Annotated in this window: 17 protein-coding genes; 8 read left to right on the plus strand and 9 right to left on the minus strand. The window is 70.8% G+C overall.

Annotated elements, in window-relative coordinates; translation table 11 throughout:
• Positions 1-15 precede the first annotated feature (15 nt).
• The 3 genes from NI17_RS23245 to NI17_RS23255 are packed head-to-tail and all read left to right on the plus strand — an operon-like array spanning position 16 to position 2,563.
• Positions 16-663 (plus strand): hypothetical protein, encoded by a 648-nt coding sequence (locus NI17_RS23245; RefSeq protein ID WP_068687502.1) that lies wholly within the window; start codon positions 16-18, stop codon positions 661-663.
• Positions 663-1,826 (plus strand): C40 family peptidase, encoded by a 1,164-nt coding sequence (locus NI17_RS23250; RefSeq protein ID WP_068687503.1) that lies wholly within the window; start codon positions 663-665, stop codon positions 1,824-1,826. The genes NI17_RS23245 and NI17_RS23250 overlap by 1 nt, the downstream gene beginning before the upstream one ends.
• Complete coding sequence (locus NI17_RS23255; RefSeq protein WP_147416950.1) at positions 1,823-2,563, plus strand: hypothetical protein; 741 nt, start codon at positions 1,823-1,825, stop codon at positions 2,561-2,563. Before NI17_RS23250 ends, NI17_RS23255 begins: the two co-directional genes overlap by 4 nt.
• Positions 2,564-2,710: 147 nt before the next feature.
• Here the strand turns inward: NI17_RS23255 and NI17_RS23260 are convergent, their stop codons facing one another.
• The gene (locus NI17_RS23260; protein ID WP_068687504.1) at positions 2,711-3,127 is read right to left on the minus strand and encodes a hypothetical protein; all 417 of its coding nucleotides are present in this window, start codon (positions 3,125-3,127) and stop codon (positions 2,711-2,713) included.
• A complete protein-coding gene (locus NI17_RS23265) occupies positions 3,127-3,420 on the minus strand; it encodes a hypothetical protein (protein WP_147416951.1) in 294 nt (97 codons plus the stop codon). Before NI17_RS23265 ends, NI17_RS23260 begins: the two co-directional genes overlap by 1 nt.
• A gap of 238 nt (positions 3,421-3,658) precedes the next feature.
• Here NI17_RS23265 and NI17_RS23270 point away from each other — a divergent pair, with 238 nt between their 5' ends.
• On the plus strand, positions 3,659-3,934 hold the full coding sequence (locus NI17_RS23270; protein ID WP_068687506.1) for a GntR family transcriptional regulator: 276 nt from the start codon (positions 3,659-3,661) through the stop codon (positions 3,932-3,934).
• A gap of 79 nt (positions 3,935-4,013) precedes the next feature.
• On the opposite strand, the gene NI17_RS23275 is transcribed toward NI17_RS23270, so the two are convergent.
• From NI17_RS23275 to NI17_RS23290, 4 genes are all read right to left on the minus strand, one after another.
• Positions 4,014-7,154, minus strand: a complete 3,141-nt coding sequence (locus tag NI17_RS23275) for a DEAD/DEAH box helicase (RefSeq protein ID WP_068687913.1) — start codon at positions 7,152-7,154, stop codon at positions 4,014-4,016.
• Positions 7,155-7,236: 82 nt separating this feature from the next.
• Positions 7,237-7,608: a DUF3054 domain-containing protein gene (locus NI17_RS23280; RefSeq protein WP_119267998.1), complete on the minus strand. Its 372-nt coding sequence runs from the start codon at positions 7,606-7,608 to the stop codon at positions 7,237-7,239.
• A gap of 175 nt (positions 7,609-7,783) precedes the next feature.
• Entirely contained in the window at positions 7,784-8,896 is a 1,113-nt protein-coding gene (locus tag NI17_RS23285; protein ID WP_234401538.1) for a S1 family peptidase, read from the minus strand.
• A 237-nt stretch (positions 8,897-9,133) separates the two neighbouring features.
• Positions 9,134-11,266, minus strand: a complete 2,133-nt coding sequence (locus tag NI17_RS23290; RefSeq protein WP_119267999.1) for a S9 family peptidase — start codon at positions 11,264-11,266, stop codon at positions 9,134-9,136.
• Positions 11,267-11,377: 111 nt separating this feature from the next.
• Between NI17_RS23290 and mshB the strand changes: the two genes are divergently transcribed.
• Together mshB and NI17_RS23300 are read left to right on the plus strand one after the other, a co-directional pair.
• Positions 11,378-12,238: an N-acetyl-1-D-myo-inositol-2-amino-2-deoxy-alpha-D-glucopyranoside deacetylase gene (mshB, locus tag NI17_RS23295; RefSeq protein WP_068687915.1), complete on the plus strand. Its 861-nt coding sequence runs from the start codon at positions 11,378-11,380 to the stop codon at positions 12,236-12,238.
• A 74-nt stretch (positions 12,239-12,312) separates the two neighbouring features.
• Positions 12,313-12,813 (plus strand): hypothetical protein, encoded by a 501-nt coding sequence (locus NI17_RS23300; RefSeq protein ID WP_234401541.1) that lies wholly within the window; start codon positions 12,313-12,315, stop codon positions 12,811-12,813.
• On the opposite strand, the gene NI17_RS23305 is transcribed toward NI17_RS23300, so the two are convergent.
• From NI17_RS23305 to NI17_RS23315, 3 genes are all read right to left on the minus strand, one after another.
• Entirely contained in the window at positions 12,779-13,618 is an 840-nt protein-coding gene (locus tag NI17_RS23305; protein WP_234401542.1) for a site-2 protease family protein, read from the minus strand. The two genes, NI17_RS23300 and NI17_RS23305, sit on opposite strands and share 35 nt — an antisense overlap.
• Positions 13,619-13,762: 144 nt before the next feature.
• Positions 13,763-15,097: a hypothetical protein gene (locus NI17_RS23310; protein WP_068687918.1), complete on the minus strand. Its 1,335-nt coding sequence runs from the start codon at positions 15,095-15,097 to the stop codon at positions 13,763-13,765.
• Positions 15,098-15,149: 52 nt separating this feature from the next.
• Positions 15,150-15,401 (minus strand): putative acetyltransferase, encoded by a 252-nt coding sequence (locus NI17_RS23315; RefSeq protein ID WP_068687507.1) that lies wholly within the window; start codon positions 15,399-15,401, stop codon positions 15,150-15,152.
• 233 nt (positions 15,402-15,634) lie between these two features.
• Here NI17_RS23315 and fdxA point away from each other — a divergent pair, with 233 nt between their 5' ends.
• Positions 15,635-15,958 carry a ferredoxin gene (gene fdxA / locus NI17_RS23320; protein WP_068687508.1) on the plus strand — a complete coding sequence of 108 codons (324 nt, stop codon included), beginning with the start codon at positions 15,635-15,637 and terminating at the stop codon, positions 15,956-15,958.
• Between the two features lie 198 nt (positions 15,959-16,156).
• The gene (gene dapC, locus NI17_RS23325; protein ID WP_068687509.1) at positions 16,157-17,269 is read left to right on the plus strand and encodes a succinyldiaminopimelate transaminase; all 1,113 of its coding nucleotides are present in this window, start codon (positions 16,157-16,159) and stop codon (positions 17,267-17,269) included.
• Positions 17,270-17,280 lie beyond the last annotated feature (11 nt).

Raw genomic sequence — 17,280 nt, forward strand, 5'->3', positions numbered from 1 at the left:
CAGCAGGAAGCCCCCATGCCCAAGCCACTCTCCGACGGTGCGCAGCGTCTTGTCTTCGGCGTCCTGATCGTGCTCCTCGTCTCCTTCGGCATCTACTGGAGCGTGAGCACCCCCGGCACGTCGGATCCGGAACCGAAGGATCGGACAGCCGAGGAGAACGGCGGCGGCACGATGGTGGAGGACGGCTCCGACGGACCCGCCGTCCCCATCCCCACGACGGCGGCCGAGGACATGACGCTCGCCGACTGGCTCCCCTTCGCCGAGGAGGAGTTCGTCGCGGCGGCGGTCGTCGCGCAGGCCTTCGCCACCGACTACGGCACCGTCGACTATTCCGAATCCCCCGAGGAGTACTACGAGCGGCTGGGGCGGTACGCCACCGAGGACTACGCTCGGACCCTCGCACAGAGTTCCGGGGCCGAGGCGCTGTGGGGAGAACGCGCGGAGCAGGAGGCGGTGTCCACCGGCCGGGCCGACGTGCGGTCGGTCCGCGACTTCGACGACGAGTCCATCGTCTTCGTTCTCAGGGTGCAGTCGATCACCGAGGGAAACGACGGCGAGACCCAGAACCTCGGCGACTTCGCCGTCACCATGGTCAGGGAGGGCGGGGAGTGGCGGGTCTACGACTTCCAGCCCGCTGACGCGGGCAACCTGGGGGGTGGCTGATGCTCAGGATGTTCGTCCGCGTCCCTCCGTCCGATGACGGCAACTGCGCCACCCAACTCGGCATCGGGGTCGGAGTGCTCGTCGCGGGTGTGGTGGGTATCGCGGTGATCGTCATCCCGCTGGCCACCACGGTCAATCAGAGCGCCGCCAATCTCACCGCCGGTGGACTGGACTGCACCACCGAGACCGAGCAGGTGGCGGCCTCCGGATACGCCGAGGACTCCATTCCGGAGAACTACCTGGAGCTCTACCGGGAGGTTGGCGAGGAGAAGGGCGTCCCCTGGAACGTTCTTGCCGGAATCGGCCAGGTGGAGAGCCACCACGGCCGCTGGGAGGGGCCGGGTATCACCGAGGGCCACAACGACTGGGGTGCGGCCGGGCCGATGCAGTTCGGCGCGCTGGACGGATCGGCGGCGGGCAACAGTTGGGGCGGTGAACCGATCATGCCGGTCGAGGACCGCCCCGAGGAGGGATACGGCCAGGACGGCAACGGCGACGGCATCGTGAGCGTGTACGACCCGGCGGACGCCATCCCGGCCGCGGCCGACTACCTGCTCGCCCACGGCGCCGAGGACGACCTCCGGCAGGCGATCTACGCCTACAACCACGCCTGGTGGTACGTGGAGGACGTCCTGGGCTGGGCGGAGAAGTACGCCGACGGCGACTACACCGCCGGTGCCTCGGTCACCACGGCGGTCAACTGCACCCTGGACGCGGACGGCGAAATCATCGGGACCGCACCGGACGACCTCACCCAGGCGGTGGTGGACTGGGCGCTGGCCCAGCGCGGCAAACCCTACGTGTGGGGCGGCACCGGACCGAACGGCTTCGACTGCTCGGGGCTGATGATGCGGGCCTACGGGAGCATCGGCGTGACGATTCCCCGCGTCTCCCAGGACCAGTGGAACTTCGGCCCCCGGATCGAGAAGGGCCAGGAACAGCCGGGGGACCTGGTCTTCTTCGACGTACAGCGCGCCGGGGAACCACCGGGGCCGGGACACGTGGGCATGGTCATCGGCGACGGGCTGATGGTCGAGGCGTGGTGCACCAACTGCGGACCGATCGCGGTACGCGAGTACGACAGCCCGAACAGGTCAGCGATCATGGGATTCACCCGGCCACTGGAAGCGCCGGAAGCCAAAGCACAACTGGAGAACCGATGACAGAGAAACAAGGGCTTCATGGGGTGAAGGCATTCTTTGTGGTCGTTTCTTCTGGACTTATTGCTGGGTTTCTGGTAGTTGCAATTGTTACTTCTTTTGCTCGAACGATTCTTTTTGCGGTAGAGGAAGGTGCTGCTTCTGCGGAGCAGGGGCAAGTTCTTGTGCAACAGACTGGAGAAGCTCACGAATCAATCCCTCCGGAAGGGCTTGATATATGCGAGCTTACGATACAGACCGTATCCGGGGTCTCCTTGCGTCCGAGCGGAGAATCTGATAGTCCTCCAGAGGAGTCAACTGAAGACGGAGTTTGGTCTTCTTCTGATAGTTGCTCCTGGGAGCTGGTTCCTGAATATGGTGTTTCGGTTCCTTGGAATTTTTACCTAAACTACAAGATGGTTCTGGGGAGTCCGGAAGGCGAGTCTGGGGTAGAGATTTCGAGGGCGGATTTTCTGGAATTCCTGGAGTCTTCACCGTCGCTTCTGGGTGAAGTCATCAGCGAGGGGCAAGGGGAGGGGGTTGACGAGTCGTACTATTTCTATGGGGCTGCTGATGATGATCCCAGGGTGACTCGTTACGTGTTTGTTGGGCGTGTCAAGAGCACGTCCTATCAGATAATTTTTGATGACATCAACTCTGGGAGTTCTGGAGAGAGGGTTCCCCTCTCGGCGTTCCAAAACGAAGCCGAAAAGATTAATTCAAGAATGGCGATAGATCTTGCCGTCTGGGTTCCTGACTAAAAGCGGCTCCAGGTATTCCAGGGAACCGAGTGAGACGATTTTCAATGCCGCCGAACAGTAGACCGTGCCGTCGCCGCATAGCGGACGCTGGATCGGTGCAGGCCACCCCACAACCCACACCGGTCCCATCGACTATCCCTCCGAGAGCTACAGAGCAGCCCGCCGCCACGGTCGGGGAAGTGTTCGACCTCCGCGCAGCCATTCGTCCAGTGCGGTGAACGCCAGGTCTGCGGCGTTCCAGGCGCGTTCGCGCAACGCCTCCGACAGCGCGTCGTAGAGTGTGTCGGCGTGGTCGGCCTCCCAGAATCGGTCCGACATCCCCACCTCGTTCGGTTCCTCGTCGATGTGTGCGTTCGCGGCGACCCAGCGCGCCCCCTCGGCCAGATCGTGGGTGTCGGGGCCGGGGCCGTGGCCGAGGGCGGAGACCAGCCAGGTGTTGTCCAGGGCGCGGGTGACGTAGCCGAGTGTGCGTCCCCGGGAGTCGGAGACGACGTAGTGCGCCGGAGTGCCGTCGGGGGTCTCGGCGGACAGTTCCGGAACCGGGTTGACCTCGTAGTCCCGCATCAGCAAGCCTCCGTCCACCCCAGCGGCAGGTCCGTTCCCGGACCGGACCGGGCCGCGCTGGCGCGCGCACGTTCCCGCTGTTCGTGGGCGATGAGGTAGGGCCGGACCAGGGTCGCCTGCGGGGGCTCCTCCGAGGCGGCGCGCGGGGTCCAGGCGAGGTCGGGGCCGTGCGGGACGGCGGTGGCGGTCAGCACCCGCGTCGTGTAGGGCCGGACCCGCGAGGCGGTGGCCCGCACGGTAGGCGGGGCGGGCGGACGGTTGTCCGAGTGCCGGACTTGAGTGGGCCTCTCCACCCGCTCTCCCCGGGGCGCTCGGTGCAACCCACGGGACGGACGGATCATGCGCAGCGCAACAGCGCACACGCCGAGTAGAGTTCTCATGTCAGCGCTCCCAGGAAGCGTTGGCCGTGCTCCCGGACCGTGCCAGCGGTCGCGGGAGTCCTTTGTTCGTAACCTTACCTTGACCGTGTCATGCCCTGCCATGCCATGACACGAACTGAGTCTCTTTTCCTTGGACTGGCATTGTCTGGTTATGGACCAGACGCCTATCCCCGACGGATACGGGCCAGACAGCGAACTGGACTACGAGGGTCCTGACCCGGTGTGGCTGCAACTCGCGGCTGTCCTGATCGCACGGATCGACCGAGGGGACTACCAGCCGAAACGCCCGATCCCCAGCATCGTTCAACTCGTCCAGGAGTTCGGTCTGGCAAGGGGGACCGTGCGGAAGAGCGTCGCCCTGCTGGAAGCACAGGGATATGTGCGGACCGTCCCGGGCAAGGGAAGCTACGTCCTCCCCCGCGAGTGACCCCACCAGTGATGGCCTTGACGCCAGGGCCTCCGAACCGCGAAAGCAGCCCTCTGCCGTCAAGATTGCCGAGGACGGTTCAGCTCGCCGTGGCCGCCGCGTAGCTCCACACGTCGGTCGGCATCTCGTGGTGCAGCCGCCAGACGATCCCCATCGGGTTGCTGCCCCGGTGTTCCACGTAGTCGGCGGGGCCCAGCAGCATCCACGGCTGGACGGTGCCGAAGTCGGTGGTCTTGCGGTGGCGGACGAACAGCAGGACGTGGCTGCCCTCCTCCCGGTGGCGCTGGTAGCGCAGTCCGGTGGTGGAGGTCTCGGAGGTCCGGTTCTGCGACTCCCAGTGGAACAGCCGTTCGTTCAGCGCGTAGTCCCGGTAGCGGGTCTGCGGGGAGAAGTCCCTCTCGTCCTTCTCCAGGGTGACCAGCAGCGCGTCGGTTGCGATGTTCGGGCACCACTTCACTCCCTCGCGGAAGTTGGCGGGAACCCTCCTGTGCGCGCCGCCGAGTCCGCTCTGCCCGAGCGCGGGCAGGATCTCCTCACGGCTGTAGGAGGCGTGCACCGCCAGCGGCAGCCCGGGCGCGGTGTCCAGCAGCAGCGGCACGGGGGCGTGCCGGGCCTGCGCCAGGCCGTGCGCGACCACCTGGCGCAGCTCGTCGCGGACCCGGGGATGGTCGCGGAGCCGGTCGAACCCCCGCTGGTAGGTGGGGAACCGCCCGCCGTCCGGCCACAGCGAGAAGAACAGCATCCGGGCGAACACCCGGTCGCGTTCGTCCAGATCGGCGTAGGCGGGGGCGTCGTCCGCCAGGAGCCGGGTGTAGGCGTCGGCCCGAACCGGGTCGTCCACGTGCAGGAACGCGGAGACCCGTCTGAGGAGGGCGGTCTCCCCGTCGGGGGCGGAGTCCGGGAGCAGACCGGCGCGCCGCAGCAGCCCCGTCCAGGACCGTCCGGAACGGTAGACCTCTCCGGCGTCCCGCCCGCTCCCTGCCAGGTACTCGGCCAGCCGGGGGGTGCCGTGGGAGCGTATCTCCGCCGCGAGGCGGGGCGCGGTGACGTCGATCTGGCGCCTGATGTTGGCCAGGACCGTCTCGCGGGCCCTGGGGTCCAGAACGATCTGGCAGCCCGAGGGCAGCCGTGGGAACCCCTGCTCCACGCCTTCGACGAGGCGTTTGCGGGTGAGGTTGGTGAGTGCCCGGAACTGGTGGTCGAACCGGAACTCGCGGCGGTGCTGGCCGATGAGGTCGAGCACGGTCAGTACAGCCTTGCCCTCGGCGCGCCGCAGCCCCCGGCCGAGCTGCTGGAGGAACACGGTCGCGCTGGAGGTGGGGCGGAGTAGCAGCAGGGTGTCCACGTCGGGGATGTCGACGCCCTCGTTGAACAGGTCGACGGAGAACACCACCCGCACGGTCCCCCCGCGGAGTCCGGCGAGCACCTCGCGGCGTTCGTCCTCACCGCTCCTCCCCGACAGCGCCCGGGCGTTCAGCCCGGCCTTCCGGAAGAAGGCCGCCATGTACTCGGCGTGGGCGACGGACACGCAGAACCCGAGGGCGCGCATGGCGTTTGGGTCGGCGACCTTGTCCCGGACCGCCCTGAGCACCAGTCGGGCGCGGGCGTCGTTGCCGGTGAACAGCGCGCTCAGTTCGTCCCGGTCGTAGCCGCCGCGTTTCCAGGTGACCGCGCTCAGGTCGGTGCTGTCGGAGATCCCGAAGTAGTGGAACGGGCTGAGCAGGTCGCTGTCGAGCGCTTCCCACAGCCGCAGTTCGGCGGCGACGCGCCCGCCGAAGAACTCGTCCTGGACGTTGACCCCGTCGGCGCGTTCCGGGGTGGCGGTGAGTCCCAGCAGCTCCCGGGGCCGGACGTGGTCGAGCAGCCTCCGGTAGGTCGAGGCCGAGGCGTGGTGGAACTCGTCGACCACCACGACGTCGAAGTGGTCGGAGGGGAGGTCCGCGAGGCCGCGTGCGCTGAGCGCCTGGATTCCGGCGAACACGTGCCGCCAGGCGCGGGGCCGTTCGGCGCCGAAGAGCAGTTCTCCGAAGTCCGCGTCGTTGAGGACCTCCTGGTAGGTGCGGCGCGCGTGCTCCAGGATCTCCCTGCGGTGCGCGACGAACAGCAGGGTCGGGGCGTCGCCGTGGGCGTGGCGCAGCCGTCGGTAGTCCAGGGCCGCCATGACGGTCTTGCCGGTTCCGGTGGCGGCCACCAGCAGGTTGCGGTGGCGGTCGTGGACGAGGCGTTCGGCCGCCAGTTGCTCCAGCATGTCCCGCTGGTGCGGGAACGGGCGGACCTCCAGTCCGGACAGGGTGACGTGGCCGCCGGGGGAGGTCCGGCCGCCCGCCACGGCCAGGGCCTCGTCGAGCCGCGCGGTGTCGCGGTGCGGAAGGTAGTCCTCGAACGCGGGGTCGCTCCAGTAGGAGTCGAAGGTGGCCGCGAACTTCCGCAGCACCGCCGGGGTGGCCACCGCCGACAGGCGGACGTTCCACTCCAGGCCGTCCAGCAGGGCCGCCCGCGACAGGTTGGAACTGCCGACGTAGGCGGTGTGGTATCCGCTGTCGCGCCAGAACAGCCACGCCTTGGCGTGCAGCCGGGTGGAACGGGTCTCGTAGTTGATCTTGACCTCGGCGCCGAACTCGGTGACCAGCCGGTCCAGGGCGCGGCGTTCGGTGGCGCCGAGATAGGTGGTGGTGATGACCCGGATCGGTACTCCGCGGGCGCGGGCGGCCCTGAGCGGCTGCTCCAGCCAGCGCAGTCCGTGCCACTTGATGAAGGCGCACAGCAGGTCGATCCGGTCGGCGGTGGCCAGTTCCCGGCGCAGTTCCGAGCCGAGGCCGGGGTCGTCGGGCGCGTTGGTGAGCAGCGCCGCCTCCGACAGCGGGGTGGCCGGACGCTGGGTGAGTGGGATCTCCTCCCGGTCGGTGAGCGCGAGCAGTTGCCGGGGGCCGTCCAGCACCCGTTCGGAACCGGCCCCGGAGCCGTCCGGTGGGCCGAGCACGTCGAGGATCCGGTTGGCGGCGGCCACGCGCTCCTCCGGGGCCAGGCCGTCGAGGGCCCGCTCCACCCGGTCGGCGACGTAGCGGGCCAGGACGTGCGGGGCGGACTGCTCGCCCACCTTCCCGCGCACCACCCGCCATCCCCGGGTGGACAGTTCCTCGACGTACTGTTCGAGCCGGTCGGTGAGCAGGCTCTCGTAGAGTCCGGCGGCGGGGCGGGGGTCGTGTGGGGGACGGGGCACCGGGGGTCCTTCGCTGGGGATGCTCCCGTGGTCGCGACGGCGGCGGGCCGGTTCCGTGGTCAGGGGCCCGCCGGCGTCGGGATCACCGAGAGGCGGGGGTGGTGCGGCGCGACAGCAGCCAGGTGGCCACGGCTCGCCAGCCGATGAGGCCGGTGGCGAGGAACAGCGACGCGACCACGATGAACGGCACGGCGATTCCGCCGCCGGACAGGGCGCGCAGCGCCATGCCCCCCGCGACGGTGATCGCCCACACCCCCAGGCCGGTGCGGATCGGTGCGGCGGGCAGTTGCCACGCCCGGGTCACCAGCCAGCCCAGCGTGAGGGACGCGGCGAACGGCCACAGGGTGGTGAGGACGCCGAGCAGTGCGTTGGCCTCGCCGTGACTGGACCGTCCGATCAGCACGAACAGCACGACCACGGCGGCGTCGACAACAGCGGCCGGAAGAGAACGCATGAGGCCAGCCTAATCAGGGATGGTTCGCCGTTCTGCCGGGGGCCGGGCGCGGGGCAGGCCGTTTCGGCTGCTGGTCGGACCACCCGGCCTCGCGGGAACGGCCCCGGGGACACCGTGGCGTCCGGGGCCGCCGGTCCCTGTCCGGGAGCGCGGTCGCGCCTCCCGGCCGGAGTGCTCAACCGGTGACCAGGTCCAGGTCGAAGTGGGACAGGAGCGGGTTGAGCGGCTGGAAGTAGGTGACGCCGCCCAGAGTGCAGTTGCCGGAGCCGCCCGACGTCACGCCCTGGCCCTGGGAGCCGGTGAGCCAGGGGCCGCCGGAGTCGCCGCCCTCCGCGCAGGCGGTGGTGCGGGTCAGACCGGTGACCGTGCCCTCGATGTAGCGGACGGTCTGGTTCTTGGACCTGATGGTGCCGCAGCGCCACCCGGTGGTGGAGCCGGAGCGGCAGACGGAGGAGCCGGTGGCGGCCTCCCGCGATCCGGCGACGGTCACGTTCTCCCCGTTGTAGCGGTTGACGAGGGGGGTGACGGTGTCGGCGTCGGTGATGCGCACCCACCCCATGTCGCGTCCGGGGAAGTACGCCCCGGCGACGGTTCCCTCGGGATCGCTGGTCTCGGTGCCTTCTTCGCCGCAGTGCCCGGCGGTGGCGAAACCGGACTCCGAACCGCGGCGGACCGAGAAGCCGATGGAGCAGCGGTAGCCGTCGAAGTAGTACGGGTTGCCGCCGATGATGTCGGTGAACAGTTGCGGCCGCTCGTCGCTCTTGGTGACGCGGACCGCCCGTTCGTCGACTCCGGCCCGGGCCACCAGGGCCTCGGCCGCGGCGGTGCCGCCCTCCCGCACGGTGATGACCACCGAGTCGTCGGCGATGTCGGCGTACCAGCCGGTGACCTGTTCGTCCGCCTGGTCGGCGACCGAGTTGAGGGAGTCCACGAAGCCGTTGAGGGCGGACTCGCCGAAGGTGACGACCTCGGCGTTGGCTCCGGCCCGCTCGACGGTGGGCACGGCTTCGGGGTCGGTCACCGCGATGGTGAGTTCCCCGCTGGCCGCGTCGAGGTGGACGCCGCCGAAGTCGGAGCCGAGAGTGTCGCGCAGTTCCGCTTCGCGGTCCATCGCCTCGGTCTCGGCCGTGCGCAGCCGTGCGACCTCGGAGTCGGTCAGGCCGAGGTCCCGCTTGAGTGCGTCGTGCCGGTCGGCGGAGGCGGGCGTGGCCGAGGCGGTCAGTGCGGTGGCCACCATGCCCGCGGTGAGGAGGGTGCGGAGGGTTCTGTGGGTGGAGGGTTGTTTCACGAACCGTTCCTTTCTGGGGTGCGGAGTCCGTGGCGCGGGCGGTGCCGACGAACCGGTCGGTTCGCTTCCCGGGCAGCGATCCTCCGCATGGGGGGACACCGACCCGCCCATCGGACAATTGGTAGTCGATTACTTACCCTCCGTAGTTGAAAGCATGCTGGTCTGCGCCGTTAACCTTGCCGCCGACGGGACCGAGTCCGCGGACAGACCCCGTCGGCGGCGGTTCGGCGGTGGACCTCAGCCCAGCCGCAGCGCGTCGCGGAGAAACTCCACCTGCAACAGCAGCAGGTTCTCCGAGACCGTCGGATCGCTGGCCATGTGCGTGGCTCCCGACAGCGGCAGCACCGTGTGCGGCCGTCCCGCCGCCAGCAGCGCCGAGGACAGCCGCTGCGTGTGCGCGAACACCACGTTGTCGTCGGCCAGACCGTGGATCAGCATCAGCGGACGCCGCAGCCCGGGCGCGTCGACCAGCAGCGACTCCCGGTCGTAGCGCTCCGGATCGGTGTTCGGGTGCCCCAGGTAGCGCTCGGTGTAGTGGGTGTCGTACAGCCGCCAGTCGGTGACCGGCGCACCCGCCACCGCCGCGTGGAACACGTCCGGCCGGCGCAGCACCGCCAGCGCCGCCAGGTACCCGCCGTAGGACCAGCCGCGGATTCCCACCCTCGTCAGGTCCAGGCGCACCCCGAACGCGTCCGGCGCGGTCTCCAGCGCCGCCACCTGGTCGTCCAGCACGGTCCCCGCCATGTCGCGGTGGATGGCCTGCTCCCAGGCCAGGCCGATGCCGGGGGTGCCGCGCCCGTCGGCGATCAGCACCGCGAACCCCTGCTCGGCGAACCACTGCGAGGTCAGGTAGGCGCCCTGCGCGCCGAGCACCCGCTGGGCGTGCGGCCCGCCGTAGGGGTCCAGCAGCACCGGAAGCGGCTCGGAGTCGGGGGTGTGCCAGGACGGCAGCACCAGAGCGGCGGGAATGCGCCGCTCGCCCAGCCGCCGCAGCCGCACGTTCACCCCCGGCAGGTCCGGGCGTTCGGCCAGGCTCTCGACCGCGACGACCGACCGCTCGGAGCCGGCCCCCCGGACGATCGCGGTGCGCACGCCCGGAGCGGACAGGTCGCGGCGCTGCACGACCAGGGTGCCGCCGACCAGCCGGCCCGAGTGCACCCCCGAGGGGTCGTCGACGCCGGGGAAGAGCACCTCGGCGCGCGTGCCCTCCTGGCCGTCGTACAACCACAGCCGCACGTCCTGGGGCCGGTCCGGCGGCGACGCCGAGTACAGCACCCGCGAGCCGTCCACGTCCAGCAGCGCCCGGACGTACTGGCCCGGAGCGCTCACCACCTGGTCGCCCCGGTACAGCACCCGCTCGCCGTCGGCGTCCACGCCGAAACGCAGCGCCGTACCGGAGGAGTCGAAGGCCGGAACCCCCGGCATGATCTCCACCCAGACCTCGGAGGTCTCCGTCCACAGCTCCCGGAGATGCCCGGTGAGCGGGTCGGCGGCGAAGGCCCGCACCGTGCGCTGGGCGCGGTCCTGCGCGGTGAGGACCACCGTCGAAGCGCCGTCGAGCTGGTCCGTCCACCCCGCGGTGACCAGATAGGGCAGTTCCGTCCGGTCCCACTCCACCCACACCGGCCCTCCCGAGCCGTCCGCGCGCAGCACCGCCAGCCGCACCTCGGCGTTGGCGGTTCCCGCCGCCGGGTAGGCGACCGTCTGGGCGGCGGTCTCGGGACTGCCGGGGTCGCTGATGTGCCAGCGCCGCACCGGGGTGTCGTCGACCCGCGCCGCGAGCAGGAAGACGCCGTCCGGCGACCACCACATGCCGCGGTGGCGCCCCATCTCCTCGGCGGCGACGAACTCGGCCAGACCCCAGGTGACGTTCTCCCCGTCCGGTTCGGCCACGACCCGGTCGCCGCCGTCGACGTCCAGCACGTGGACGGCGCCGCCGCTGACGTAGGCCACCGACCGGCCCGTGGGGTCGAGCACCGGGTCGACGACCGGGGGCGACGCGGGCAGCTCCCGGGGGGCGGACGCGCCGTCCAGGTCCACGCCGTAGAGCCTGCCGGACAGGGTGAAGACGGCCCGGGTGAACGCCCGGTCGACGCTGTAGGAGACGATCCCGCCGCCCGCCTCGCGCAGCCGCTCCCGCCGGGCCCGCTCCTCCGGCGGCAGGTCCTCGCCGGTGTCGCCGATCGTGCGCGGGTCGGCGACCAGGCGCTCCGAGCCGTCCGGCTCCGCCACCCACAGGCAGGTCGCGGTGTCCGTGCCGTGCCTGCCCCGCAGGAACGCCACCCGCCGACCGTCGGGGGAGATCTGGAACGAACGGGGCACGCCGATGCTGAAACGCTGGGTACGGGCGTATTGTCGTGGGAAGCTCATGCACCGAATTCTGGCAGCCGGAGCAGGCGGCGCAGGGACGCCCGCGCCCTCGTGGCGTTTCGGGGAGCCGCGTTCCCGACGGCCCCGGCCCGTGAGGGTATCGTCGCCGACATGAGAGACCGCCGCCTGCTGCTGGTGCACGCCCATCCCGACGACGAGACCATCGTCACCGGGGCGACCATGGCCAGATACGCGGCCGAGGGCGTCCACGTGACCCTGGTGACCTGCACCCTCGGCGAGGAGGGCGAGATCATCCCGCCGGAGCTGGCGCACCTGGCCGGTGACCGCGAGGGCGGGCTGGGCGAGTACCGCGTCACGGAGCTGCGCCGGGCCTGCGCCGCGCTGGGCGTACGCGACCAGCGGTTCCTCGGTGGAAGGGGCCGCTACCGCGACTCGGGGATGATGGGCGCGCCCAGCAACGACGACCCCGCGTGCTTCTGGCGCGCCGACGTGGAGGCCGCGGCGCACGAGCTCGCGATGGTCATCCGCGAGGTCCGCCCCGACGTCATCGTCACCTACGACGACAACGGCGGCTACGGGCATCCCGACCACATCCAGGCGCACCGCGTGACGGTGCGCGCGTTCGCCAGGGCCGCCGAACGCACCCTGCCGGGCACCCCCTGGCAGACCCGCAAGTTGTACGCCGTCGCCCATCCCCGGACGCTGCTGTCCGCGTCGGTCGCGCGCATGCAGGCCGACCCCGGTCCCTTCACCGCGCCCGAGTCGATCGAGGACATCGCGCCGGGCACCCCCGACGAACTGGTGACCACCCGCATCGACGCCTCCGACCACTGGGCGGCCAAGGCGACGGCCATGCGCGCGCACGCCACCCAGATCACCGTGGCGGGGGAGCGGTTCGCGCTGTCCAACGACATCGCCCAGGAGATCTCCGCCGTGGAGTACTTCACCCTGCTGCGCGGTCCCGCGCCCCGCCGGGGACCCGACGGCTACGAGACCGACCTGTTCGACTGATCCCCCGGTCCTCCCGGCTCGGCGGGACGGCCGGCGGAGCCGGGAGCGGTCCACCAGCGGCTAGGCTGCCAGACGTGGCCACTTCCTCGTCAGAGCAGACCGACCCGCTGCCGGAGCCAGCCGCCGCGGCGGACACCGGTGTACTGGACCGCCGGCTGGGGACCGCGCTGGCCGTGCTGAACGGCGTGTTCCTGACGGTGCTGGGCTTTGTCGCCGGGATCGTGCTGTCCGTGTGCGCCGGCTGGCTGTCGTGGCTGTGGCTGACCGGAACGGTCGGCCAGGTCCTCGGTATGGTCACGATCCTGCTGTTCCTGGCCGTCCTCTTCCTCGGCGGGCGGGCGATCGGCTGGGGGACCGGAGCCAGGTGGGGACCGGGGGCGTTCGCGGTCGGGTGGGTCCTGGCGAACTCCGCCCTGACCGGATACGTCGCCGGAGGCGACGTCATGGTGACCTCCGCCACCCCCAACTACCTGCTTCTCTACGGCGGAGTGGGGGCGGTGATCCTGGCGACCGTGCTCACCCCCGACGCCCCGAGACCCGTCACCAGGGGCGGGCGAACGTCTGACCCCAGTTGAGGTAGATCTCGTTCACGTCGACCAGGGTGAACAGGGCGAACACCCCGTCCATGAAGACGGCGTTGACCGGCGGGCACCACACGACGGCGAAGATCGCCACCGTGCCGAAGATCGCCGCGTTGCGGCCGGGCCGCCACCGGTCCAGCCCCTCCGCGACCGCGTCGAAGGTGTCGGTGCCGGGTACCGGGAGCAGGTTGAGCAGCACCGCGCTGACGTTGAGGTAGCACAGGAACATCAGGGACACGATGGCCCAGTTGTTCGTGACGGAGCCCTCGGGGACGAGCAGCATCACCACGGCCGCCAGCACCGCGGCCAGCACCGCGTTGGTCAGCAGACCGCCCAGGGCCACCAGGGCACGGCGGCCCCGGCCGGAGACCGCCGAACGGTCCAGGTGCACGGCGGGACCGTTCAGACCGAACGAGCCGACCAGCATGTAGGCGACCGGCAGCACCAGCCCGGCGCCGAGTTCGCGGAAGGCGAACGGGTTGAGCCGCAGGTAGCCGGTGCCGCGCAGCGCGCGGTCGCCGAACCGGTAGGCCAGCAGCGAACGCACGTACTGCTGCAGGGTCAGGCAGATGATCCAGCCGCCCAGGATGAACAGGAACGGCGCGTAGGCGCTGTCCCAGCCGAGCGTGGTCTCCTCGGCGCGGGTCCACGACAGCCATCCGGCCAGCGCGGTCACCCCCACCAGCAGGAGGAACACCGGACTGGGCGCGAGGTCCAGCCTGCTGGCGGCGGGTTCGGTCTCGGCGGCGGCCGTCGGCTCCCCGGCCGCCCGCTGCGGGGCCGGATCGGACGTGGACATGCTGCTCCCGCTGGTCGCGAAGCGGATCGAACGAGTCGAACCGACTGGGAAAGGAACCACTGCCAGGCTAGACGGTCCCGGGGAGCACCCCGCGCCAGGGGAGAGATCCGGGGCCGCCTCGGCCCGGGAGCGGACTCCCGGGACTCAGATGGACGCCGACGGCGCCGTCGCGGACAGGTGGATCGCGGTCAGCGCGAAGGCCCGCCCCACCTTGGTCAACCGTTTGGCCCGACCCTCGCCGAGCAGGTCCGGGCCGGCCACGCAGCCCAGGATCTCCAGCAGCCAGACCACGGTGATCAGCACCGACCGCACCTGGTCGGTGCGCGGACGGCCTCCCGTGACGTCGTCCTCCCACCCGGCCCGGATCAGCAGCTTGCAGGCCTCCTCGGCGATGTCGACGTCCTCGTCCCGGCGCGGGGTGACCACCGAGCGCGGGGAACGCAGCAGGAGCAGCCCCAGCAGGGTCTCGGTGGCGGCCTGCTCGAAACCGTCGGTCATCAGCACGCTCTCGGCGACCGCCCGCCACAGTTCGTCGATGTCGTCGCGTAACTGCCGCCCGTGCCGGGTCAGCACCAGGCGGCGGCCCGACCGGCGCACCGCCCGCATGGTGCGCAGCAGCTTGTGGAGGGCGATGAGCTGCATGACGTCGGTCTCGCTGCGCGGCGGCGACGGCGTGGTCGCCCAGCCGAACTCCTCGCACAGCGCGCGCACCACGTTCGGCGACATGTAGCCGATCTGGGTCAGGTTGATGCCGTCGGCGGCGTAGTCGAGCAGCCGCCGCACCGGAGCGAGCGCCTTGGGCGCGTCGTGCGGCACCTCCGCTCCCGCCGCGATCTGGCCGCGCAACGGAATCAGGTGCTCCCGGTGCGGGTGGGAACGGGAGGACAGCCACTCGTTCACCCGCTCCTGGCGGATCTTGTCCAGGTGACTGAGGCCGCGCGGGTCGGGCTGGGTGAGGAAGCTGCGGGCGCGTTCCTCCTGGGCGGCCCGCCAGCCCCGGGTTCCCGGACGCACCTCGCCCACCGCGATCGCCAACTCCAGGGCCGCGGACGTCTCGCGGTAGGCCTCGATCTCGGCGCTGCCCAGAGCCGTGCCCCAGGTGAGCTCGGGAAGGTCGGGCGGGGTGACCCCGGAGGAGCGCATGCTGCGTTCGTAGGCCGCCATCCCGTTGTCGTGCGAGACCGCGTAGGCCCGCAGGACCTCGCGGGTACGCTCCGAGGTGCAGATGTCGGCATAGCGCTGCAGGTCGAGCAGGCGGAACAGGGAGCCGAGCGAGTCGGTGACGAACTGCCACTCGCTGGGCTCCGAGGCGAACCGCACCGGAAGCACGTGCCAGCAGAACTCCTGGACCGCGCGTTGGGTCAGCGACTCCAGACGCCGTCCGGCGATGAGGGTGTCCAGCGCGCTCTCGGCGGTGCGGGCCGCGGCGGGATCGGTGCGTGCGAGGTTGGCGAGAGCGACGGCCACGGTCTCCTGCATGGCGTGGTTTCCCACCTCCTGCCTCGTTCCGCCTTCGGTCAGCCTCTCCTGGTCACTCGGAATCCGGTGTGCCGCGGCGCCGGGGCGGCTGTCGTGGCACGACCCGGCTGGCGACCACGTCGCCCGCGTCGACGTGTGCGACGGAACCGTCGCGGCGGCGCAGCACCAGCACGTCGTCGTGCCATGACTCCAGTACACCGACGATATCCCGGAATCGTCCGTCCGGCAGCCGGAAACGCACGGTGACGCGCTGTCCGGTGTCGTCCGGGGTCACGGAGTGCGTCAACCTCGCGACGTATCCCAATGTCGCCACCCCCGATTGTGGTCCGCGCCGCTTGCACCGCAATACTAGGGAGAGCGGTACCCGTGTCCTCTGGCCGTTAGACCCGTTTCGGGGCGTTGCCGGTTCTTCCGCGCAGGCCCGTCCCGGAGACGCACCGGACCCCGGTTGCCCACTTCGGTGGTGGTCGGTCAGAAGTACCGCGACGCAGCAGCCACATACGCGGTCCACGTGGCGAGACCGAGGAGGAGTACGACGTGACCTACGTCATCGCGCAGCCGTGTGTCGATGTGCTCGACAAGGCGTGCATTGAAGAGTGCCCCGTCGACTGCATCTACGAGGGCGAGCGCATGCTCTACATCCACCCCGACGAGTGCGTCGACTGCGGCGCCTGCGAGCCGGTGTGCCCTGTGGAGGCCATCTACTACGAGGACGACCTGCCCGGTGAGTGGTCGGACTTCCACAAGGCCAACGTCGAGTTCTTCGACGACCTCGGTTCGCCCGGCGGCGCGTCCAAGCTCGGCAAGGTCAACAAGGACCACCCGATCGTCGCGGCTCTTCCGCCCCAGTCGGAGGAGTAGGGCGGATCCGGCCGCCGCGCACGCGGCGGCCGAGGACCGACCACGCCGCCGCCCGCCCCGGAGCCTCCGGCCCGGACCGTCCCGCGGTGGTGTCGCCGTGTCATGCCCTGAACGGGGCGAGCACGCCGGTGAACGACAAGCCCGCTCCTCTCGACCGGGACGGTACGGGGAGCAACACGACGAGGGGACGTGGCGACAATGGCCGAGCGGCGTCCGGTGGCCGACCGGCTGCCGACCTTCCCGTGGGACCGGCTGACTCCCTGCAAGGAGACCGCGGCACAGCACCCGGACGGCATCGTGGACCTGTCCGTGGGCACCCCGGTCGACCCGGTCCCCGAAAGTCTGCGTGCGGCGCTGGCCGCGGCCTCCGACTCGCCGGGCTATCCGCAGACGTACGGCACCCGGCGGTTGCGCGAGTCCATCAGCGGCTGGCTGGAGCGCCGCCACGGGGTACGGGTGGACCCCGACGCCACGCTGCCGACCATCGGCTCCAAGGAGCTGGTGGCCTGGCTGCCCACCCTGCTCGGGCTCGGGCGGGGCGACACCGTCGTCTTCCCGGAACTGGCCTACCCCACCTACGACGTCGGCGCGCGCCTGGCGGGAGCCACCCCGGTCGCGGCCGACGGACTGGCCCAGTTGGGACCCGTGCGCCCCGGCCTGCTGTGGATCAACTCCCCGGCCAACCCCACCGGGCGGGTTCTCGGAACCGAGCACCTGCGCAAGGTGGTGACCTGGGCGCGGGAGCGCGGGGTCGTCGTCGCCTCCGACGAGTGCTACCTGGACCTGGGGTGGGAGGGCACGCGGCCGCTGTCGATCCTGCACCCCGACGTGTGCGGTGGCTCGCACGAGGGACTGCTCGCCGTCCACTCGCTGTCCAAGCGCTCCAACCTCGCCGGATACCGGGCGGGTTTCGTGGCGGGCGACGCCGGGCTGGTCCGGCGGCTGCTCGCGGTGCGCAAGCACGCCGGGATGATCGTGCCCGCTCCGGTGCAGGCGGCCATGTGCGCTGCCCTCGACGACGACGTGCACGCCGCCGAGCAGAAGGAGCGCTACGCGGCCCGCCGCACCCTGCTGCGCGACGCGCTGGAGGGCGCGGGCTGGCGCATCACCCACTCGGAGGCCGGTCTGTACCTGTGGGCCGCGCATCCCGACCACGACGGGTGGGGATCGGTGCGGCTGCTGGCCGAACGGGGCATCCTGGTGGCCCCCGGGGAGTTCTACGGCCCCGCGGGAGCGCGACACGTCCGGGTGGCCTTCACCGCGACCGACGAGCGGGTGGCCGCCGCGGCCAAGCGCCTCACGGAGCTGTGACCGGACAGGGG

This window comes from Thermobifida halotolerans (assembly GCF_003574835.2).
GTDB classification, from domain to species: domain Bacteria; phylum Actinomycetota; class Actinomycetes; order Streptosporangiales; family Streptosporangiaceae; genus Thermobifida; species Thermobifida halotolerans.